22 protein-coding genes, 1 tRNA gene and 4 pseudogenes are annotated in these 19,298 nt (G+C 72.2%); 20 read left to right on the forward strand and 7 right to left on the reverse strand.

Annotated features, from left to right (window positions below):
* The first annotated feature begins 17 nt into the window (after positions 1-17).
* From U6N30_RS06190 to U6N30_RS06205, 4 genes and pseudogenes are all read left to right on the forward strand, one after another.
* A complete protein-coding gene (locus U6N30_RS06190; protein ID WP_324276575.1) occupies positions 18-545 on the forward strand; it encodes a DUF6394 family protein in 528 nt (175 codons plus the stop codon).
* A 28-nt stretch (positions 546-573) separates the two neighbouring features.
* A pseudogene (locus U6N30_RS06195) lies at positions 574-762 on the forward strand (ion channel); the annotation flags it as partial.
* Positions 750-2,222, forward strand: a complete 1,473-nt coding sequence (locus tag U6N30_RS06200) for a potassium channel family protein (RefSeq protein ID WP_324276576.1) — start codon at positions 750-752, stop codon at positions 2,220-2,222. The pseudogene U6N30_RS06195 and the gene U6N30_RS06200, both read left to right, overlap by 13 nt.
* A gap of 44 nt (positions 2,223-2,266) precedes the next feature.
* Positions 2,267-2,569, forward strand: a complete 303-nt coding sequence (locus tag U6N30_RS06205; protein WP_324276577.1) for a hypothetical protein — start codon at positions 2,267-2,269, stop codon at positions 2,567-2,569.
* A 12-nt stretch (positions 2,570-2,581) separates the two neighbouring features.
* Here U6N30_RS06205 and U6N30_RS06210 read toward each other — a convergent pair whose 3' ends face one another.
* Entirely contained in the window at positions 2,582-2,812 is a 231-nt protein-coding gene (locus U6N30_RS06210) for a hypothetical protein (RefSeq protein WP_324276578.1), read from the reverse strand.
* A 98-nt stretch (positions 2,813-2,910) separates the two neighbouring features.
* A tRNA-Lys gene (locus U6N30_RS06215) sits at positions 2,911-2,983 on the reverse strand.
* Positions 2,984-3,059: 76 nt separating this feature from the next.
* On the opposite strand from U6N30_RS06215, the gene U6N30_RS06220 reads away from it, so the two are divergent.
* The 5 genes from U6N30_RS06220 (at position 3,060) to U6N30_RS06240 (ending at position 6,404) form a co-directional block, all read left to right on the forward strand.
* Positions 3,060-3,944: an Ig-like domain-containing protein gene (locus U6N30_RS06220; protein ID WP_324278183.1), complete on the forward strand. Its 885-nt coding sequence runs from the start codon at positions 3,060-3,062 to the stop codon at positions 3,942-3,944.
* Positions 3,926-4,339, forward strand: coding sequence for a L,D-transpeptidase (locus U6N30_RS06225; protein ID WP_324276579.1), 414 nt, complete (start codon positions 3,926-3,928; stop codon positions 4,337-4,339). The genes U6N30_RS06220 and U6N30_RS06225 overlap by 19 nt, the downstream gene beginning before the upstream one ends.
* A gap of 74 nt (positions 4,340-4,413) precedes the next feature.
* On the forward strand, positions 4,414-4,908 hold the full coding sequence (locus tag U6N30_RS06230) for a hypothetical protein (protein ID WP_324276580.1): 495 nt from the start codon (positions 4,414-4,416) through the stop codon (positions 4,906-4,908).
* A gap of 288 nt (positions 4,909-5,196) precedes the next feature.
* A complete protein-coding gene (locus U6N30_RS06235; RefSeq protein ID WP_324276581.1) occupies positions 5,197-6,126 on the forward strand; it encodes a beta propeller repeat protein in 930 nt (309 codons plus the stop codon).
* Positions 6,123-6,404, forward strand: coding sequence for a ubiquitin-like small modifier protein 1 (locus tag U6N30_RS06240; protein ID WP_324276582.1), 282 nt, complete (start codon positions 6,123-6,125; stop codon positions 6,402-6,404). The genes U6N30_RS06235 and U6N30_RS06240 overlap by 4 nt, the downstream gene beginning before the upstream one ends.
* A gap of 69 nt (positions 6,405-6,473) precedes the next feature.
* Here the strand turns inward: U6N30_RS06240 and U6N30_RS06245 are convergent, their stop codons facing one another.
* The 3 genes from U6N30_RS06245 to U6N30_RS06255 all read right to left on the reverse strand — a co-directional run bounded on the left by U6N30_RS06245 (position 6,474) and on the right by U6N30_RS06255 (position 8,664).
* Positions 6,474-6,716 carry a hypothetical protein gene (locus tag U6N30_RS06245; RefSeq protein ID WP_324276583.1) on the reverse strand — a complete coding sequence of 81 codons (243 nt, stop codon included), beginning with the start codon at positions 6,714-6,716 and terminating at the stop codon, positions 6,474-6,476.
* 158 nt (positions 6,717-6,874) lie between these two features.
* Positions 6,875-7,201, reverse strand: a complete 327-nt coding sequence (locus tag U6N30_RS06250; protein ID WP_324276584.1) for a hypothetical protein — start codon at positions 7,199-7,201, stop codon at positions 6,875-6,877.
* A complete protein-coding gene (locus U6N30_RS06255; RefSeq protein WP_324276585.1) occupies positions 7,162-8,664 on the reverse strand; it encodes an AMP-dependent synthetase/ligase in 1,503 nt (500 codons plus the stop codon). Before U6N30_RS06255 ends, U6N30_RS06250 begins: the two co-directional genes overlap by 40 nt.
* Positions 8,665-8,784: 120 nt before the next feature.
* On the opposite strand from U6N30_RS06255, the gene U6N30_RS06260 reads away from it, so the two are divergent.
* The 8 genes and pseudogenes from U6N30_RS06260 to U6N30_RS06295 all read left to right on the forward strand — a co-directional run.
* Positions 8,785-9,081, forward strand: coding sequence for an acyl-CoA dehydrogenase family protein (locus U6N30_RS06260; protein ID WP_324276586.1), 297 nt, complete (start codon positions 8,785-8,787; stop codon positions 9,079-9,081).
* The gene (locus U6N30_RS06265) at positions 9,015-9,926 is read left to right on the forward strand and encodes an acyl-CoA dehydrogenase family protein (RefSeq protein ID WP_324278184.1); all 912 of its coding nucleotides are present in this window, start codon (positions 9,015-9,017) and stop codon (positions 9,924-9,926) included. Before U6N30_RS06260 ends, U6N30_RS06265 begins: the two co-directional genes overlap by 67 nt.
* Before the next feature lie 49 nt (positions 9,927-9,975).
* Entirely contained in the window at positions 9,976-11,190 is a 1,215-nt protein-coding gene (locus U6N30_RS06270; protein WP_324276587.1) for an acetyl-CoA C-acetyltransferase, read from the forward strand.
* A gap of 13 nt (positions 11,191-11,203) precedes the next feature.
* The gene (locus U6N30_RS06275; RefSeq protein WP_324276588.1) at positions 11,204-11,929 is read left to right on the forward strand and encodes an enoyl-CoA hydratase/isomerase family protein; all 726 of its coding nucleotides are present in this window, start codon (positions 11,204-11,206) and stop codon (positions 11,927-11,929) included.
* A gap of 56 nt (positions 11,930-11,985) precedes the next feature.
* Complete coding sequence (locus U6N30_RS06280; RefSeq protein WP_324276589.1) at positions 11,986-13,362, forward strand: 3-hydroxyacyl-CoA dehydrogenase; 1,377 nt, start codon at positions 11,986-11,988, stop codon at positions 13,360-13,362.
* An 11-nt stretch (positions 13,363-13,373) separates the two neighbouring features.
* Positions 13,374-13,553, forward strand: a complete 180-nt coding sequence (locus U6N30_RS06285) for a hypothetical protein (protein WP_324276590.1) — start codon at positions 13,374-13,376, stop codon at positions 13,551-13,553.
* A 29-nt stretch (positions 13,554-13,582) separates the two neighbouring features.
* Positions 13,583-14,011, forward strand: a complete 429-nt coding sequence (locus U6N30_RS06290; protein WP_324276591.1) for a hypothetical protein — start codon at positions 13,583-13,585, stop codon at positions 14,009-14,011.
* A gap of 60 nt (positions 14,012-14,071) precedes the next feature.
* Positions 14,072-14,404: pseudogene (locus U6N30_RS06295) on the forward strand (trimeric intracellular cation channel family protein); the annotation flags it as partial.
* A gap of 305 nt (positions 14,405-14,709) precedes the next feature.
* Here U6N30_RS06295 and U6N30_RS06300 read toward each other — a convergent pair.
* Both U6N30_RS06300 and U6N30_RS06305 read right to left on the reverse strand, forming a co-directional pair.
* Positions 14,710-15,423, reverse strand: a complete 714-nt coding sequence (locus U6N30_RS06300) for an acyl-CoA dehydrogenase family protein (RefSeq protein WP_324276592.1) — start codon at positions 15,421-15,423, stop codon at positions 14,710-14,712.
* A gap of 80 nt (positions 15,424-15,503) precedes the next feature.
* Positions 15,504-15,974: pseudogene (locus tag U6N30_RS06305) on the reverse strand (acyl-CoA dehydrogenase family protein); the annotation flags it as partial.
* A 60-nt stretch (positions 15,975-16,034) separates the two neighbouring features.
* Between U6N30_RS06305 and U6N30_RS06310 the strand changes: the two are divergent.
* The 3 genes and pseudogenes from U6N30_RS06310 to U6N30_RS33470 all read left to right on the forward strand — a co-directional run bounded on the left by U6N30_RS06310 (position 16,035) and on the right by U6N30_RS33470 (position 19,136).
* Complete coding sequence (locus tag U6N30_RS06310) at positions 16,035-16,649, forward strand: TetR/AcrR family transcriptional regulator (protein ID WP_324276593.1); 615 nt, start codon at positions 16,035-16,037, stop codon at positions 16,647-16,649.
* 764 nt (positions 16,650-17,413) lie between these two features.
* A pseudogene (locus tag U6N30_RS33465) lies at positions 17,414-18,397 on the forward strand (NAD(P)-binding protein); the annotation flags it as partial.
* A 304-nt stretch (positions 18,398-18,701) separates the two neighbouring features.
* Positions 18,702-19,136, forward strand: a complete 435-nt coding sequence (locus tag U6N30_RS33470) for an NAD(P)/FAD-dependent oxidoreductase (RefSeq protein ID WP_422678095.1) — start codon at positions 18,702-18,704, stop codon at positions 19,134-19,136.
* The last annotated feature ends 162 nt before the right edge of the window (positions 19,137-19,298 follow it).

Consider the following 19,298-nt stretch of genomic DNA (forward strand, 5'->3'; position numbering starts at 1 on the left):
GCAGCGGGGAGGTGCACGTGAACCTGGAAAAGGTGGTCTTCGGGTTCTTCGTCGTGCTCGCCGCCACGCTGAACTTCGGGTTCTTCCTCGGCGACATGGACGACCCCGACCAGCACGACCGCTACGAGCTCTTCGCGGCGGTGGTCGTCAACCTCATCGCGACGGTGCTGAAGTTCGGTGACCGGACGCAGGTCGGTGCGGTCCACCTCGCCACCAGCCTGGTGGCCGACCTGCAGCTGATCGCCGCGTCCCTGGTCCTCGGCTACGCGTTGTACGTCTCCACCGAGGGACTGACGGCGGCGGCCATGTCCAGCGTCGTGTCGCTGTCCGGGGAGCGCTGCTGGCCAACGTCATCTCCGTCGTGCTGCTCGTCGTCGAGACGGTCTCCTTCCACCGCGGCTGACCGGAGGCCGCCATGGGCAACCCGCTGCTCGTCTTCTGGAAGAACATCTTCGGGGAGGAGATCGACGACCGCCGGGTCCGTCGGGCGACCCGCCGCGTCGCTGCCCGCTCGGCCGCCCAGGCCACGGCCACGATCTTCCTGATCCTGCGGCGGATGCGCGCCCCCTGATCGTGCTGATCGTCATCTTCTCCGTCAGCCTGCTCGGCCTGACGCTCATCCCGGGCCAGGACGCCGACGGCGACCCCGTCCGGATGGGCTTCTTCGACGCCTTCTACTTCATGAGCTACACCGCGACGACGATCGGTTTCGGGGAGATCCCGAACGCGTTCACCTACAACCAGCGGATGTGGGTGACCGTGACGATCTACCTCTCGGTGATCGGCTGGGCCTACGCGATCGGGTCGCTGCTGTCGCTCCTGCAGGACCGGGCCTTCCGGTCCGCGCTGTCGCTGCAGCACTTCAGCCGCAAGGTGGGCCGGTTGCGGGAACCGTTCCTGCTGCTCGCCGGGTACGGCCGGACGGGGAGCTGCTCGGGCACTCCTTCGACGCGCTGGGCCGGCGGTTCGTCGTCCTCGACCACGACTCCGAGCGCATCGACGGGCTGGAGCTGGACTCCTACCACGCCGACGTGCCGGGCCTGGTCGCCGATGCCCGCGACCCCGGCCACCTCGCCGTCGCCGGGCTCGGGCATCCCTGGTGCGAGGCGGTGGTGGCGCTCACCGACGACGAGGAGGCCAACCTCGCCGTCGTCATGGCCGCGGCGCTGCTGCGGCCGGAACTGCCGGTCATCGCGCGCGTGAGCTCGCGGACGATCGCCGAGCGCATGCAGGCGTTCGGCAGCCCGAACACGGTCAACGCCTTCGACCGGTTCGGCGACCACCTGCGCCTCGCACTGCGCGCCCCGGCGTCCTACCAGCTGATGACCTGGCTGGAGAGCGGCCCGGGTGCCGCCCTGCCCGAACGCGGGGCGCCACCGCGCGACGGGCGCTGGATCGTCTGCGGCTACGGACGGCTGGGCCGGGAGCTGACCGCCGACCTGCGCGCGGAGGGCCTGGAGGTCACCGTCATCGAGTCGGGAACCCCGGACGTCGGCGACGCCGAGCTGCTCGAGGGCGACGGGTCCGACCCGTGGGTGCTGGCCCAGGCCGACCTCGACCGCGCGGTCGGGCTGGTCGCCGGCACCGACAACGACACGACCAACCTGTCGCTGGTCGCCGCGGCCCGGCGCAGCAACCCCGAGCTCTTCCTCGCGGCCCGCCAGAACCATGCGTCCAGCGCGCCGCTGTTCACGGCCATGGACGTCGACGCCCTGCTGGTGCCGACCGAGGTGATCGCCCACGAGGTGTACGCGCAGCTGTCCACCCCCTTGCTCTGGCGGTTCCTGCGCGAGATGCCGGCGAAGGGCGACGCGTGGGCGGCCGGCATCGTCGAGCGGCTGACCGGGCTCTGCGGCTCGCACCTCCAGACCCTCTGGAAGGTGCGCGTCACCCCGCATGAGGCGCCTGCCCTCGAATCCTGGTTGGCCACAGGGGAGGTGCGCCTCGGCCGGCTGCTGCGCAACCCCGAGGACCGCGACGAGCCGCTGCACGCGATGGTGCTGCTCGCGCTCCGGGGCCGGGAGGTCACGCTCGCGCCGGACGACGACTTCGTCCTCCGCCCGGGCGACGAACTCCTCCTCGCCGGTTGGGCGGCGGCCCGGCGGGCGCTGGACACGGTCCTCTTCGTGGAGGGGATCCTCGAGTACGTCGTGACCGGCCGCCGGGTGCCGTCGAGCTGGATCTGGCGGAGGCTGAAGCCGGCGCCCGCGCCGGGCCGCTGACCGTCCCGCGTGCACCGGCCGGCGCGCGGGCCTAGCCTGCTGGGATGGCCGCGAAGGACCTCCAGGATCTCGTGCGGCGCCGGCTGTGGGAGCTGTCCCGCACGCCCGACGACGCGTCGCGCCTGTCCCGCTGGGTCATCCCGCCCGAGACGCTCGCCCGCATGGCCCGGACCGGCGGCACGAGCTTCATCACCGACGGTCTGGCCGAGTTCCTGGCCCGGGCCCTCGACGTGCCGGAGAACCGGGTCCGCCGGGCCGCCGGTCTGCCAACGGTGCCCGACGAGCGCGAAAGCATCACGACCCGCCCGCACCTGCGCCTGGTCCGCGAGGACGACGCCGCGGAGTAGGTGGCGGGAAGGTCAGACGATGGACCGGTGCAGCGAGATCATCCGGTCGATGACCTCGTGCCAGGCGGCCTGCACGTGCGCCGGCTGGTCGAGGACCAAGGTCGACACCTCGGCGGCTGTTCCGCGGCCCTCGCTGACGATCGCCGCGAAACCGAGCCGGAACAGCAGGTCCCTGATCCGGTCCAGGCCGAGACCCGCGTCGAGCAGGGGACGGACGATCCACTCGTACTGCTGAGGAGACACAGAACCCACGCCAAGTGTTCGCACGCAGGGCCGGATCCGGATGCAGTGAACGACGAAGCGGCTCGGTCCATGGAGGACGGAGCCGCTTCGATCGAGGGTGCGCCATCAGGGACTCGAACCCCGAACCCGCTGATTAAGAGTCAGCTGCTCTGCCAATTGAGCTAATGGCGCGTGTCGCCCGGCGTGCCGGGCGACGAGGAAGAACGATACCAGCGCCCCGGCCCCGGTCGGGCGGGCACCCGGCGTGATGCTCGACTCGGTCGTTCCGTCGTCCCGACGTGGACACTGGGGGCAGGCCCGCGGTCCCGACGCGGCCGGGCCGTGGTGTCGATCGGAGGGGACGGGCGAGGTGCGCAGGACAGCAGCCACGATCACCGCGGGCGCGATGATCTTCCTGGCGGGGTGCAGCGGAGACGACCCGGGCGGATCGGCCGAACCCACCGCGGAGGCGGCGCCCGAGGCGCAGGTGTCCCTGTCCGTCGCTGACGGCTCGGCCGACGTCTCGCCCGTGAGCCCGCTCGAGATCGCGGTGTCCGACGGTGAGCTGACCGACGTCACCCTCGTCGACGCCGCGGGGGCCCAGGTCCCCGGGGCGGTCGCTGACGCCGACGACTCGGGCAGCGGGGTCTGGACGCCGGAGACGCCGCTGGCCTACGGCACGCAGTACACGCTGAGCGCGGCCGCGGTGAACGAGGACGACGCGCAGACCTCGGCGTCCTCGACCTTCACCACGGTCGCGCCCACGACGCTGTCCACGCCGTCCATCGGTCCGCTCGACGGGCAGACCGTGGGCGTGGGCATGCCGATCCGCGTCTGGTTCGACGACCCGGTCGCCGACAAGGCCGCCGTCGAGAGCCACCTGGAGGTCACCAGCAGCACCCCGACCGACGGCGTGTGGAGCTGGTTCAACGACGCCGAGGTGCACTTCCGTCCCTCGACCTACTGGCCGGCGAACACCGAGGTCACGCTCGACGCCAACCTGTACGGCGTCGACTTCGGCGAGGGCGTGTGGGGGAGAAGAACCGCAGCATCAGCTTCTCGGTCGGCGCCAAGCACGTCTCGATCGCCGACGCGGCGACGCACACCCTCGACGTCTACGACGGCGACCAGCTCGTGCAGAGCTTCCCCATGAGCGCCGGTGGACCCGACTTCCCGAGCCGCAACGGCCCGCACGTCGTCACCGAGCTCAACCGCGACCGCGTCATGGACTCGAGCACCTACGGGGTGCCGGTCGACAGCCCGAACGGCTACCGCACCCCGGTCGAGTACGCCGTCCGGCTGAACAACAACGGCGAGTTCGTGCACGCCGCCCCGTGGTCGGTGGCGCAGCAGGGCAACAGCAACGTGTCGCACGGCTGCATCAACCTGTCCACCGAACGGGCCGCGTGGTTCTTCGACTTCTCCCAGCCGGGCGACATCGTGGAGATCAAGAACTCGATCGGCCCGACGCTCTCGGCCGCGGACGGCGACATCTACGACTGGGCGATCCCGTGGGAGGAATGGCAGGCCGGCAGCGCGCTGAAGTGAGCGGCTGAGCCCTCGCGGCGTTTCCGCAGCTCGGCGTCCGGGCACAAGATCTCTGTTTCCGAGGAGGGATCGTTGTGGACACCTGGCTCATCATCCTGATCGTCGCCGTCGTCATCGTCCTGCTGGTCCTGGCGGCGCTGGCCCTGTCGAAGCGTTCGCAGGCGGGCAAGGGCCGCAAGCGGGAGCAGGCACGCGAGCACCTGCAGGAGGCCCAGGTGCGGGGCGCCCAGGCCGAGAAGGAGCAGGCGCTCGCCGAGGAGCAGGCCGCTCGCGCCCGCCGGGAACGCGCCGAGGTCGAGGAGCGCACCGCGCTCGCCGAGCAGGAGGCCCGCGAGCGCGCCGCCCGCGCCGGTGAGCACCGGTCGGAGGCCGACTCGTTGCGGGCGAAGGCCGAGAAGCTCGCTCCCGACGTCGTCCACGACGAGGGCGGTCGGCACGGGACGGAGCACACCGGCGCCCACGACGGGGCGTCCGGCTACAGCGGCGCACATGCCGACCAAGCCACCCGCCCGGTGGACCCGGACCAGTCCGGAGGGGCGGCGCCACCCGCCGCTGAGCTCCGCCGCTGAGTTCCGGTGCCCCGGACGGTCACCCCTCCCGTGAGGTCACCGTCCGCGGGCTCCGGAACCGCGCCGGGAGCCGTCGACCGCGTCGGCGCCCGGTCCTACGGTCGCCCTCACGTCGATCCGTCGACACCGGAGGGGCGCCATGACAGACCTGCTGGCCATCGGTACGCGCAAGGGGCTGTGGCTCGCCCGCAGTGACGACGACCGCCGCACCTGGACGCTCGGCGAGCCGCACCTGCTCGCCCAGGAGGTCGCCGCCGTCTCCATCGACACCCGGCGGGCGAGCCCCGGGTGCTGGCCGGCATCCAGTACGGGCACTGGGGTCCGACCGTCATGTGGAGCGACGATCTCGGTGGCGCCTGGAACGAGACCGACCACGGCGCCATCCGGTTCCCGGAGGACACCGGCGCCGCGCTCGCCCGCGTGTGGCAGCTGCGCCCCGACTCCGCGGACCGGCCCGACGTCGTCTGGGCCGGCGCGGAGCCGCATTCGCTCTGGCGCAGCACCGACGGCGGCTGCTCCTTCGACCTGGTCCGGGGCTGCACGACCACCCGCACCGGACGACGTGGGAGCCCGGCGGCGGGGAGGGGCCGTGCACACGGTCTTGCCCGACCCCGCATCCGACCGCGTGACGGTCGCGATGAGCACCGGCGGCGTCTACGTCAGCGAGGACGGCGGCGGCCAGTGGGAGCCCCGCAACCGCGGCATCACCGTGACCTTCGGCCCGGATCCGCTGCCCGAGTACGGGCAGTGCGTGCACAAGGTCGCCGTCGACGCGAGCGGTCCCGACCGGCTCTACGCGCAGAACCACTTCGGCGTCTTCCGCAGCGACGACGCCGGCGGGTCCTGGACGTCGATCGCCGAGGGCTGCCCGCCGATTTCGGCTTCCCGATCGTCTCCTCGCCCCACGCCCCCGGCACCGCGTGGGTCATCCCGCTCGTCGCCGACATGCAGCGGGTGCCACCCGACGGTCGGCTGCGGGTGCACCGGACCCGGGACGCGGGAGCCACCTGGGCCGAGCTCGGGGTGGGACTGCCGGACGGCAACTGGAGCGCGGTCATGCGCGACGCCTTCTGCGCCGACGGGCACGAGCGCACCGGCCTCTACTTCGGCACCCGCGACGGCTGCGTCTACGCCAGCGCGGACGAGGGCGACACCTTCGCCCTGGTCGCCGACCACCTGCCCGACGTCCTCACCGTGCGCGCCGCTCGGCTGCCATGAGCGTGCAGGTGGTGCTCCCCGGCGTCCTGGCGTCGCTCGCGGGCGGCGCCCGGCACCTGGACGTCGAACCGGCCGGCGGCACCCTTGCCGACCTGCTCGACGCCCTGGCCGCGGAGCACCCGATGCTCGCCCGGCGGATCAGGGACGAGACCGGACAGGTGCGGCGGTTCGTGAACGTCTACGTCGACGGCGACGACGTCCGCTTCCAGGGTGGACTGGTCACCCCGGTCCGGGACGGCGCCGAGGTGCAGGTGCTGCCGTCGGTCGCGGGCGGCTGAGCCAGGCATAGGTACCTATACCTGCGTTCTCGGGCGCGGAACGCACGTATAGGTACCTATGCCCGGGGGTCAGAGGGCGGCGAGGGTTGCGCAGTTCTCGCAGAGCTGCTGCTCCTCGTAGCCCTCCGGCGGCCACGGCTGCTGCTCGTCGATGGAGACATAGGCCCCGCACAGCGCCTTGCGGCTCTGACCGTTGACCCGGCCGATGGTGGCGTGGGCCGGACCGATCTGCCGCGGCTTGAGGCCCTCCGCACCGAAGGAGCCGACCATCACGACCGCGTGAGCTGTTCCGTACGCGTAGACGCTGGTCATGTACGACAGGGTCCGAGCCTTCCGTCCGTCACGCCAGCACCGCCGGTCACGTGTCGGCCGCACCCGTCACAGGTGTCCCACCTGTCGCTGCGAGCGGGGAAATGCGAGAGCCCCCGTCCTTCGGTGCGGACGAGGGCCCTCGGAACGGGCTGATCGGCTCAGCCGGCGTAGATCCGCTCGACCTCGCCGGAGAACTCCTTCATGACCACCGAGCGCTTGAGCTTCAGCGACGGCGTCAGCTGGCCGCCCTCCACCGTCCACTCCACCGGCAGGATCTCGAAGGACCGGATCGACTCCGCCTTCGACACCTGCTTGTTGGCGGCGTCGACGGCGGCCTGGATCTCGGCGAGCACCTCGGGGTCGGTCACCAGCTCGGCCATCGGGGTGTCCGCCGGGCGGCCCCTGCCCTCCAGCCAGGCAGGCAGGGCCTCGACGTCGAGCGTGATCAGGGCGCCGATGAAGGGCTTGTTGTCGCCGACGACCATGCACTGGCTGACCAGCGGGTGCGCCCGGATCTTGTCCTCGAGGACGGCGGGGAGACGTTCTTCCCGCCCGAGGTGACGATCAGTTCCTTGATCCTGCCGGTGATCGTCACGTAGCCCTCGGCGTCGATCTCACCGATGTCACCGGTGGCGAACCAGCCGTCGCGCATCGTCTCGGCCGTGGCCTGCGGGTTGTTCCAGTAGCCGGTGAACACCTGCGGCCCGCGCACCTGGATCTCGCCGTACTCGGCGATGCGGACGGCCGAGCCCGGCGCCGGCCGGCCGACCGTGCCCACCTTCAGGGCCTCGGGCCCGCTGACGGTGGCCGGCCCGGTCGTCTCGGTGAGGCCGTAGCCCTCGAGGATCGTCACGCCGATGCCGCGGAAGAAGTGACCCAGGCGCTCGCCGAGCGGAGCGCCGCCGGAGAGCGCGTACTCGACCTTGCCGCCCATCGCCGCCCGGAGCTTGCCGTAGACCAGGGTGTCGAAGAGCTTGTGCTGCAGGTTGAGGCCCAGGCCGGGGCCGCCGGTGTCCTGCGCCTTGGACCAGGCGACCGCCACCCGCTCGGCGCGGTCGAAGATCGCACCCTTGCCGCCGGCGTGCGCCTTCTGCCGGGCGCCGTTGTAGACCTTCTCGAAGACCCGGGGAACGGCGACCAGGAAGGTCGGCTGGAAGGTGCCGAGGTCGGCCAGCAGCTGGGCGAGGTCGCCGGTGTGACCGAGGCGGGCGCCGTTCTGCACGCAGCTGACCTGGATGATCCGGGCGAAGACGTGGGCCAGGGGCAGGAACAGCAGGGAGCTGGCGGCGTCGGCGCGCATGGCCGGGATGACGGTGGGCGCCAGCTCGGCGACGTAGAGCAGGTTGCCGTGGGTGAGCTCGCAGCCCTTGGGCCGCCCGGTCGTGCCGGACGTGTAGATGATCGTGGCGAGGGTGTCGGCCGACAGCGCTGCGCGCCGCTCGGTCAGCCGCTCCTCGGGCACCTCGGGAGCGCGGGCGGCGAGGCCGTCGAGGTCGCCGGCGTCGATCTGCCAGACCTCGCGGAGGGTCGGCACCCGGTCGCGGACGGAGTCGACCATCGCCTGGTGCGCCGCGGTCTCGACGACCACGGCCACGGCGCCGGAGTCCGACAGGATCCACTGCGTCTGCTCGTCCGACGACGTCTCGTAGATGGGGACGGCCACGCCGCCCGCCGTCCAGATGGCGTAGTCGGCGAGGCTCCACTCGTACCGGGTCTTGCTGAGGATGCCGACCCGGTCGCCGGCCTGGACCCCCGCGGCGATCATGCCGCGGGCCAGGGCCGAGACCTGCTCGGCGAACTCCTTGCTCGTGACGGACACCCACGAGCCGCCGACGCGGCGGCTGAACGCGACGTGGTCCGGGGTGCTCCGGGCGTGCTCGCCGACCGCGTCGGGCAGCGCGGCGGAGGCCGGGATCTCGAATGCGGTGGGGGTGGAGTACTCCTGCACGTGGGCTCCTGTCGGTGACACGGCGGTGTGACGTGGGACGCAAACATACAGAACGGATGGTCTGTATGTTGGCCTCGGCGTCATCGTCACCAGACCGAAATGATCATCCGGGGGTTCCCTGTGCAGTCCGCGCTCTACGAGGCCGACCACGAAGCGTTCCGCGCGATGCTCCGAGACTTCCTCGCCAAGGAGGTCCTCCCGCACCACGCGGCGTGGGAGGCGGCAGGGGTCGTCGACCGGTCGGTCTGGCTCAGGGCCGGTGAGCAGGGGCTGCTCGGCATGGACGTGCCCGAGGAGTACGGGGAGGCGGGGTCAAGGACTTCCGCTACAACGCGATCCTCTCCGCCGAGATCAGCCGGGTCGGGGCCAGCGGGCTGGGCTTCACGCTGCAGAACGACGTCGTCGCGCCGTACCTGATCGGCCTCACCACCGAGGAGCAGAAGCAGCGGTGGCTGCCCGGGGTCGTCAGAGGCGAGATCATCACCGCGATCGCCATGACCGAGCCGGGCGCCGGCTCGGACCTGCAGGGCCTGACGACGACGGCCCGCCGGGACGGCGACGAGTGGGTGCTGAACGGGTCGAAGACGTTCATCACCAACGGCATCAACGCCGACCTGGTCATCGTCGTCGCCCGCACCGACCCGGACGCCGGGGCACGCGGATTCTCGCTGCTGGTCGTCGAGCGGGGGATGCCGGGCTTCGAGCGCGGCCGCAACCTGGACAAGGTCGGCCTGAAGGCACAGGACACCGCCGAGCTGTTCTTCTCGGACGTGCGCGTGCCGGTGGCCAACCTGCTGGGCACCGAGGGGCACGGCTTCTTCCACCTGATGGAGAACCTGCCGCAGGAGCGCCTGTCGATCGCCGCGGGCGCCGTCGCCTCGGCCCGCATCGTGCTCGACCTGACAGTGGAGTACTGCAAGGAGCGCACCGCGTTCGGCAAGCCGATCGGGACGTTCCAGAACACCCGCTTCGAGCTCGCCGAGATGCACACCGAGGTATCGATCGCCGAGACCTACCTCGAGAAGGCGATCGGTGAGCACAACGCCGGCCGGTTCACCGCCGAGGACGCCGCCATGGCCAAGTGGTGGACGACGGAGCTGCAGAAGCGCGTCATCGACCGGTGCCTGCAGCTGCACGGCGGCTACGGCTACATGCTCGAGTACCCGGTCGCCAAGGCGTTCGTCGACTCACGCATCCAGACCATCTACGGCGGGACGACCGAGATCATGAAGGAGATCATCGGCCGCTCGCTCGGCGTCTGACCTTCCACCCGCATCCCGAGAGGACCCGCATGGCCACCGAGGCACGAGCATGAGCACCGAGGCGTTCATCTACGACGCCGTGCGCACCCCGCGCGGCAAGGGCAAGAAGACCGGTGGCCTGCACTCGGTCAAGCCGATCAGCCTCACCACCGGCCTGATCGACGCCGTGCGCACGCGCAACCCGCAGCTGGACCCCGCGCTGGTCGACGACGTCGTGCTGGGCGTCGTCTCCCCGGTGGGGGAGCAGGGCTCCGTCATCGCCCGGACGGCGGCGATCGCCGCGGGCCTGCCCGACACCGTCGCCGGCGTGCAGATCAACCGGTTCTGCGCCAGTGGCCTGGAGGCGGTCAACCTGGCCGCGCAGAAGGTCCGGTCCGGGTTCGAGGACCTGGTGTTCGCCGGCGGCGTCGAGTCGATGTCGCGGGTCCCGATGGGTTCCGACGGCGGCGCGTGGGCGATGGACCCCGAGACCGCCGCGCAGACCGGTTTCGTGCCGCAGGGCATCGGCGCCGACCTGATCGCCACGCTGGCCGGCTGGACCCGTGAGGACGTCGACGCCTACGCCGCCGAGTCGCACGCCCGCGCGGCCAAGGCGTGGTCCAACGGCTACTTCGAGCGCTCGGTCGTTCCGGTGACCGACAGGAACGGCACCGTCGTCCTCGACACCGACGAGCTGGTGCGGCCGGGCACGACCGTCGAGTCGCTGGCCGGGCTGCCCTCGGCGTTCGCCGGCATCGGCGACATGGGCGGCTTCGACGCGGTCGCGCTGAACAAGTACCACTGGGTCGAGCGCATCGACCACGTGCACACGGCGGGCAACTCCAGCGGCATCGTCGATGGCGCCTCGCTGGTCGTCGTGGGCACCGAGGAGGCGGGCACCCGCAACGGGCTCACCCCGCGCGCCCGCATCGTCAGCGCCGCCGTCTCCGGCTCGGACCCGGTGATCATGCTGACCGGCCCCGCGCCGGCGACGTTCAAGGCGCTGGCCAAGGCCGGATTGAGCGTCGACGACATCGACCTGGTCGAGATGAACGAGGCCTTCGCCGCCGTCGTCCTGCGGTTCATGGCCGACACCGGCTTCGACCACGAGCAGGTCAACGTCAACGGTGGGGCTATCTCCATGGGGCATCCGCTGGGCGCCACCGGCGCCATGATCCTGGGCTCGCTCGTCGACGAGCTCGAGCGGCGCGACCTGCGCTACGGCCTGGCCACCCTGTGCGTCGGCGGCGGCATGGGCATCGCCACCGTCGTCGAACGAGTCTGAGGAGCAGACCCACATGAGCAGCACCATCCGCTGGGAGCAGGACGCCGACGGCGTCGTCACGCTCACCCTCGACGACCCGTCGTCGTCGGCGAACACCATGAACGACGCGTACGTGGCCTCGATGGGCGAGACCGTCGACCGGCTGGAGCGGGAGAAGGAGTCGGTCCGCGGCGTCGTCCTGACCAGCGCGAAGAAGACCTTCTTCGCCGGCGGCAACCTGGGCAGCCTGATCCAGGCCGCGCCGGAGCGCAGCGACGAGGTGCTGGCCCAGGTGACGCTGGTCAAGAGCCAGCTCCGCCGGCTGGAGACCCTGGGCCTGCCGGTGGCCGCGGCCATCAACGGCGCCGCCCTCGGCGGTGGGCTGGAGATCGCGCTGGCCTGCCACCACCGCGTCGTCCTCGACGACCCGAAGGTCAAGCTCGGCTTCCCCGAGGTCACCCTCGGCCTGCTGCCCGGTGGTGGCGGCATTGTCCGCTCGGTCCGGCTGCTCGGCCTGACGACGGCGTTGCTCGAGTTGCTCCTGCAGGGCCAGCAGATCCGCCCCGACAAGGCGCTGAAGCTGGGGTTGATCCACGAGACCGCCGCCGACCGCGACGAGCTGATCGCCAGGGCACGGGCCTGGGTGCTGGCCAACGAGACGGCACAGCAGCCCTACGACGTCACGGGCTACAAGGTGCCCGGCGGCACCCCTCCTCGCCGTCGCTGGCGAGCACGCTGCCCGCCTTCCCGGCGAACCTGACCAAGCAGCTCAAGGGCGCGCCCTACCCGGCGCCCTACGCGATCCTGTCGGCGGCGGTGGAGAGCCTGCAGGTCGACGTCGACACCGCGTTCACCGTGGAGGGCCGGTACTTCGTCGACCTCGTCGTCGGCCAGATCTCGACCAACATGATCCAGGCGCTGTGGTTCGACCTGAACCGGATCAACGGCGGCGGCTCCCGGCCGCAGGTGTCGGAGACGTTCACCGCCACCAAGGTCGGCGTGCTGGGTGCCGGGATGATGGGCTCGGGCATCGCGCACGCCTTCGCCAAGGTCGGTGTCGACGTCGTCCTCAAGGACGTGAGCCTCGAGGGTGCGGAGAAGGGCAAGGCGCACGTCGCGAACCTGGTCGGCAAGCAGGTCTCCCGCGGCCGGATAACCCAGGACGAGGCGGACGCCTTCCTCGCCCGGGTCACCCCGACCGGGGACGCCGCGGACCTGGCCGGCTGCGACGTGATCGTCGAGGCCGTCTTCGAGGACCAGGCGCTCAAGCACCGGGTGCTCGGCGAGGCGGAGGCCGACGCCCTGCCGGACGCACTGTTGGCCTCGAACACCTCGACGCTGCCGATCACCGGGCTAGCCGAGGGCGTCTCGCGGCCGGCCGACGTCGTGGGCATGCACTTCTTCTCGCCCGTGGACAAGATGCCACTGGTCGAGCTGATCGTGGGTCGGGAAACCTCCGACACCGCACTCGCCCGCGCCTACGACGCCGTCCGCCAGATCGGCAAGACGCCGATCGTCGTCCAGGACAGCCGCGGGTTCTTCACCAGCCGGGTGTTCGGGACGATGGTGCTCGAGGGTGCGGCGCTGCTGGCCGAGGGCCTGGCGCCGATGAGCGTGGAGCGCGCGGCGCTGCAGGCGGGCTTCCCGGCCGGGCCGCTGACCCTGCTCGACGAGGTGACGCTGACTCTGCCGCTGAAGATCCGCGACGAGGCGGCCAAGGCCGGCGCTACGGACGACCACCCGGGTGTGGCCGTGCTGCGGACGCTCGTCGAGCAGGGCCGCACCGGCAAGTCCTCCGGCAAGGGCTTCTTCGACTGGGAGCCGGAGAAGCGGGTGTGGGCCGGGCTCAGCGAGCTGTTCCCCTCGTCGGAGTCCGTGTCGTTCCGCGACGCGCAGGAGCGGCTGCTGTTCGCCATGGCGGTCGAGACGGCCCGGTGCGTCGAGGAGAAGGTGCTGAACAGCGTCGAGGACGCCAACATCGGCTCGATCATGGGCATCGGCTTCCCGCCCCTCTACGGAGGCGTGCTCCAGTACGTCGACCAGTACACGGGCGGGGTGGCCGGGTTCGTGGCGCGGGCGGACGAGCTGGCCGACGCCTACGGCGAGCGGTTCCGTCCACCGGCGATCCTGCTGGAGCGGGCCGTCCCCGCCGGCAGCCTCCGCGCCTCGCTGGCCGGCCGGGCATCGAGCTGACCGACGTCCCGGTGCTCGATCCCGGGGTGCCCGGCTCCCGCCCGCCGCTCCGCCGCACCCAGGCGGAACGGCGGGCGGCCACCCAGGCCGCCCTCGTCGGGGCGACGGTGGGCTGCCTGGTCGAACTCGGACACGCCGGCACGACGACGCAGGAGGTGCAGCGCCGCGCGGGGGTCTCCCGGGGGCGCTGACCCACCACTTCGCCACCAAGTCCGAGCTGGTGCTCGCGGCCATGGACGAGCTCTACGAGGAGTTCAGCCGCAGCGTGCGCGAGGCCGCCGTCGACCTGCCCGGTGAGCCGACCGCGCGGGTGCGCGAGGGCATCGAGCTGGTCTGGCAGCGGTTCCACGGGCCGCTGTTCGTCGCCGCCATGGAGCTGTGGACCGCCGCGCGCACCGATGCCGAGCTGAGGGCGGCGCTGCTGCCCCACGAGCGCCGCCTGGGCACACAGCTGCGCCGCCTGGCCGTCGAGGTGTTCGGCGAGGAGGTGGCGGGCCATCCCTCGGCCGAGGCGCTCTACCAGGTGCTGCTCACCTCCATGCGCGGCCAGGCGATGACCTACGCGCTGCAGCCCGACGCGCCCCGCACCGGCCCCTATCTGCAGCACTGGCGCACGATCATCGAGGCCTTCACCCCGCCGCCGGCCTGAGCCCGCACGACCGGGAGGATGGGTCTTCCCGGAGAGCGGCAGGGTAGGAGCGGATCGGCGATGGCCACCACGGCGCTGCTGGTCCTCGACCTGATCGGCACGTTCGCATTCGCGCTCAACGGCGCGCTGATCGCCGTCCGCACCACCCGGCTGGACATCGTCGGCGTCGTCACGCTGGGCATGATCACCGCGCTCGGCGGCGGCACCATCCGCGACGTCTTCCTCGACGCCCTCCCTCCGGCCACCTTCGTCGACTGGCGCTACCTGGTGGTGGCCGCCGCCGGCGGGCTGCTCGCCTTCCTCACCGGCCACTACCTGGAGCGGATCTACGGCGCGATCAACGTCCTGGACGCCGCCGGCCTGAGCCTGTTCGCCGTCACCGGCGCCCTCAAGGCGCTCGACCTCGGCTTCGGACCCGCCCAGGCGGTGGTCGTCGGGGGATCACCGGTGTTGGAGGAGGCACCCTCCGCGACGTCCTCATCCGCCAGGTGCCGGCGGTCCTCAGCAGCGGGCTGTACGCCGTTCCGGCGATCGTCGGTGCCACCGTCGTCGTCGTGGCCGACGTGTTCGACGTGCGGGGCCCGGCGGCCGCGGTCGGTGCCGCCGCCGTGTGCTTCGCGATCCGGATGCTCGGCGTGCACTTCGACATCAACGCACCCTTCCCCCGGGTAGCCGACGCCGCGCCGAGGAGTGACCCCTCAGGCCAGCATCAGCTTCGCCACGATCTCGGTCATGATCTCGTTCGTCCCGCCGCCGATGCCGAGGATCCGGCTGTCGCGGTAGTGCCGCTCGACCTCCGACCCGCGCATGTAGCCCAGCCCGCCGTGCAGCTGGACGGCGGCGTCGACGACGAAGTCGCACGCGGCCACGGCGGTGTTCTTGGCCATCGCCACCTGGCTGAAGACGTTGTCGCCGGCGAGCCAGGAGCCGGCGACGGCGCGGGTGTAGACGCGGGCGACGTCGGTCCGGCGGGCCATCTCCGCGACCTTGTGCTGCACGACCTGGCGGCTGGACAGCGGGCGGCCGAACGTCGTCCGCTCCGTGATCCAGGCCAGCGTCAGGTCCAGGCAGCGCTGCGCCGTGGCGTAGGCCTGCACCGCCAGGCTCAGCCGCTCGGCGGCGAACTGGCCCATGATCGCGGAGAAGCCCTCGTTCTCCCTGCCGATCAGATTGCCTCCCGGCACCCGGACACCGGAGAAGCCGACCTCCGCGGTGTCGGAGCACAGCCAGCCCATCTTCGAAAGCGGCGCCGACACGGTCAGGCCGGGCATGCCGCGCTCGAGCAGCAGGAGCGAGACACCGCCGGCGCCGTCGCCGCCGGTGCGGACGGCGACGGTGAAGAAATCGGCCCGGGTGGCCGAGGTGATGTAGAGCTTGGCGCCGTCGACGACGTAGTCGTCGCCGTCGCGCACCGCCCGGGTGGTGAGGCCTGCGACGTCGGAGCCCCCTCGGGCTCGGTGACGGCGAGCGACACGATCTTCTCGCCGGCCAGGACCGGGCGGGCGACACGGTCGATCAGCTCCTGGTTCCCGGCCTCGATGAGGTGCGGGAGCCCGATGCCGTGCGTGAACAGGCTCGCCACCAGCCCGCTCGAGCCCCCGTTGCCGATGATCTCCTCGGCGATCACCCAGGTGTCGATCGCGTTCCCGCCCTGACCGCCCGCCTCCTCCGGGAACCCGACGCCGAGCAGCCCGGCGGCTGCGGCCTTCGCGTGCAGCTCGAGTGGGAGGGCGCCGGCTTTCTCCCACTCGGCCATGTGCGGGGCGATCTCGGCGTAGGTGAAGCGGCGGGCCGACGCCCGCAGGGCCGCGCGCTCGTCGGTGTCCCAGGCGCTCATGTCGTCTCCTTTGCTGGCGCTCGGCGGCCGTCTTCGAGGTCGAGCCGCCTCGCCGGACGTCGAGCCGGGACACGGCGCGGCTCGACGTCCGCCGGGGTGGCTTGAGCCGTGGCAGGCCAGCGACATCTTGTACGACACCGTTCATCTTGTACAGTACCGCTCAAGATGGCGACGGGAGGTGGAGCCGTGACCGAGCAGCGCGTCTACGCCGGGATGAGCGCGGAGGAACGCACCACCCGCCGGCGCGAGCAGTTCCTCGCCGCCGGCCTCGAGGTCTTCGCCGACCGCGGCTGGGCGGCCAGCACCGTGGCCGACGTGTGCCGGACGGCGGCGCTCAGCCCGCGCTACTTCTACGAGCTCTTCGGCGGACGCGAGGACCTGTTCCTGGCCGTCACCGGCCGGATCGCCGAGCAGGTCGAGACCACCGTGCGGACCGCGGTGGCGGCACCCGCCGCTGACCCGCAGGCGCGGGCGCGTGCCGTGCTCGGCGCGCTCGCCGAGTACTTCACCGCCGATCCGCGCACCGTGCGCGTCGCGCTCATGGAGTCGCTGGCCACCGAGCAGTTCCGCGCGCGCCGTCGCCGGCTGCTGGAGTCCTTCAGCGGGCTGGCTGCGCGGCTCATGCGTTCGCTGTGGCCCGACGCCGGCGCGGCGCCCGGCCTCGAGGTGCGGGCGATCGCGCTGACCGGCGGCCTGGTCGAGCTGCTCATCGCCTACGCCTCCGCGCCGATGACCCGGGCGCCGATCGACGACGTGCTCGACCACCTCACCGCTCTCTACGCCGCCGCCGCCCGGCTCTGACCCACCCCACCGAGGAGATCCGTTGCCCGACGAGACCCGCGTCCCCGTCCTGGTGGGGTGGGCCAGGTCTGCGCCAACCGCGAGCGCGCCGCCGCGGCCGCCCGCGAGCCGCTGGCGCTGATGGGGAGGCGTTGGGCCTCGCCGAGCGCGACGCCGGCGTCCCGGGGCTGCTGGGCCGGGCCGATGCGGTGTTCGCGATCCGAGCGGCCAGCTGGACCTACGCCGACCTCGCCGCCGCGGTCGCCGCGCGGATCGGCGCCAGACCGCGCAGCCCCGTGAACACCGGCCTCGGCGGCCACCTGCCGGCCCGACTGCTGGAGCGGGCGGCGGCGGCGATCGCGGCCGGCGACAGCGAGGTCGCGGTGCTCGTCGGCGGCGAGGCACAGGCCTCGGTCGGCGCGCTCGGCAAGGCCGGGGTCGACCCGGTCACGGAGCTGGGGTGGTCGGCAGGGCCCGGCGGACCACCGCAGCTCGACCTCGACGAGCTGGGCACCGCCGAGCAGCTCGCCGCGGGCCTGTTCCTCCCGGCGCGGGTCTATCCGCTCTACGAGAACCGGCTGCAGGCCGACCTCGGTCTGACGCCCGGCGAGGGCGCCGCGTGGTCGGCGCGGCTCTACAGCGACTGCAGCCGGGTCGCGGCGGCGCACCCCGTCGCCTGGAACCCCGAGGAGCTGACGCCGGAGCGGATCGGCACGCCGGGGCCGGGCAACCGGATGGTCTGCGAGCCGTATCCATTGGCGATGAACGCGATGCCGCACGTCGACATGGCCGCCGCCGTCGTCGTCACCTCCCTGGCCGCGGCACGCGCGGCCGGCGTCCCCGACGAGCGGCTCACCCACGTCTGGGGCGGCGCCGGGGCCGACGATCACCCCGACCCGCTGCGGCGCACCGGCTTCAGCCGCTCCGAGGCGCTCGGCGCGGCGCTGGACCGGGCGCTCGAGCGGACGGGCACGAAGGCCGACGAGCTCGACGCGATCGACGTGTACAGCTGCTTCCCGGTGGTGCCCAAGCTGGCCGCCCTGCACCTCGGGCTGGACCGGCACGCGGTGCTCAGCGTCGCCGGCGGGCACTCGTCGTTCGGCGGGCCGCTGAACACCTACTCGCTGCACGCGCTCGCGACGCTGGCGCAGCGGCTGCGCGGGACGGGTTCGACGGGGCTGGTGCACGCCAACGGCGGCTATCTCGGCTACCAGCACGCCATCGTGCTCGCCGGCCACCCGCACCCGGAGGGCTACGTCGGCGACCCCGAGCCGCAGCACATCGAGCACCGGGACGCGCCGGTCCTGGCCGATCCCGTCGCGCTCGCGGCCGTGGGCGCCGACGTCGTGGTCGAGACGCTCACCGTCGAGCACGGCCGCTCCGGCGGGCCCGAGCAGGCCTTCGTCGTGGCCCGGACGCCGGAGGGCGCCCGCGTCGCCGTGCCGACCGCCCCCGGCGACACCGCCGAGGCCGCCGCGTTCTCCTCGCCGCGCTGCCCGCGGGGGCGACCACCCACGTGGGCCGCACCGTGCGGTTGTTCCTGCGGAACGGCCAGCCCGCCGTCGCCGTCCCCGGAGGTGCCGCATGATCGAGGCCCGGCCACCGGAAGCCGTCGTGGACCGCGAGCTGAGAACCGTAGGCTGCGCGCGGTGACCAGGGTCGCGATCATCGGATCCGGCTTCGGCGGGCTGGCGGCCGCCGTCCGGCTCGAGCAGTCAGGCGTCTGCGACGTCGTGCTGTTCGAGAAGAGCCACGACGTCGGAGGCGTGTGGCGGAGAACACCTATCCCGGCGCCGCCTGCGACGTGCCCTCGCACCTGTACTCGCTCTCGTTCGCCCCCAAGGCCGACTGGTCGCGGCGGTTCGCCCCGCAGGCGGAGATCCACCAGTACCTGCGCGACGTCGCCCGCGACTTCGACGTGCTGCGGCACATCCGGTTCGGCACCGAGGTGCTGTCGGCCGCCTTCGACGAGGACAGCGGCACCTGGCGGCTCGCGTTGTCCGGGGTGCCGAGCACGAGGCCGACGTCCTCATCACGGCCACCGGCCAGCTCAGCCGGCCGAGCACCCCGGCCATCGTCGGGCTCGACCGCTTCGAGGGCACGATGTTCCACTCCGCGCAGTGGGACCACGACCACGACCTGACCGGCGAGCGGGTCGCCGTCCTCGGCACCGGGGCCAGCGCCATCCAGTTCGTGCCGGCCATCGCGCCGCGGACGGCGTCGTTGACGGTGTTCCAGCGCTCGGCGCCCTACGTCCTCGCCAAGCCCGACCGCGCCTACCGCGAGCGGGCGAAGACGGCCTTCGCCCGCGTGCCGGGTCTGCTGCGGCTGTCCCGCGAGGGCAACTACTTCTCCAACGAGCTGCGCTCCCTGGGCTTCAACACCGAGCCGCGGCTGCTCTTCGCCCACAAGGCCCGGTACCGCAAGCACCTGCGGAACACCGTGCCCGACCCGGTGCTGCGGGAGAAGCTCACCCCACCGACCCCATGGGCTGCAAGCGGATCCTGATGTCGAACGACTGGTACTCCGCACTGCAGCTGCCCCAGGTCGACGTCGTGACCGACCGGATCGTCGAGGTGCGACCGCACTCGATCGTCACCGCCGACGGGTCGGAGCACGAGGTCGACACCCTCGTGCTGGGGACCGGCTTCGCCGCGACCGAGTTCCTCG

The sequence above is a fragment of the Blastococcus brunescens genome (genome assembly GCF_035320885.1).
Taxonomy (GTDB): Bacteria; Actinomycetota; Actinomycetes; order Mycobacteriales; family Geodermatophilaceae; genus Blastococcus_B; species Blastococcus_B brunescens.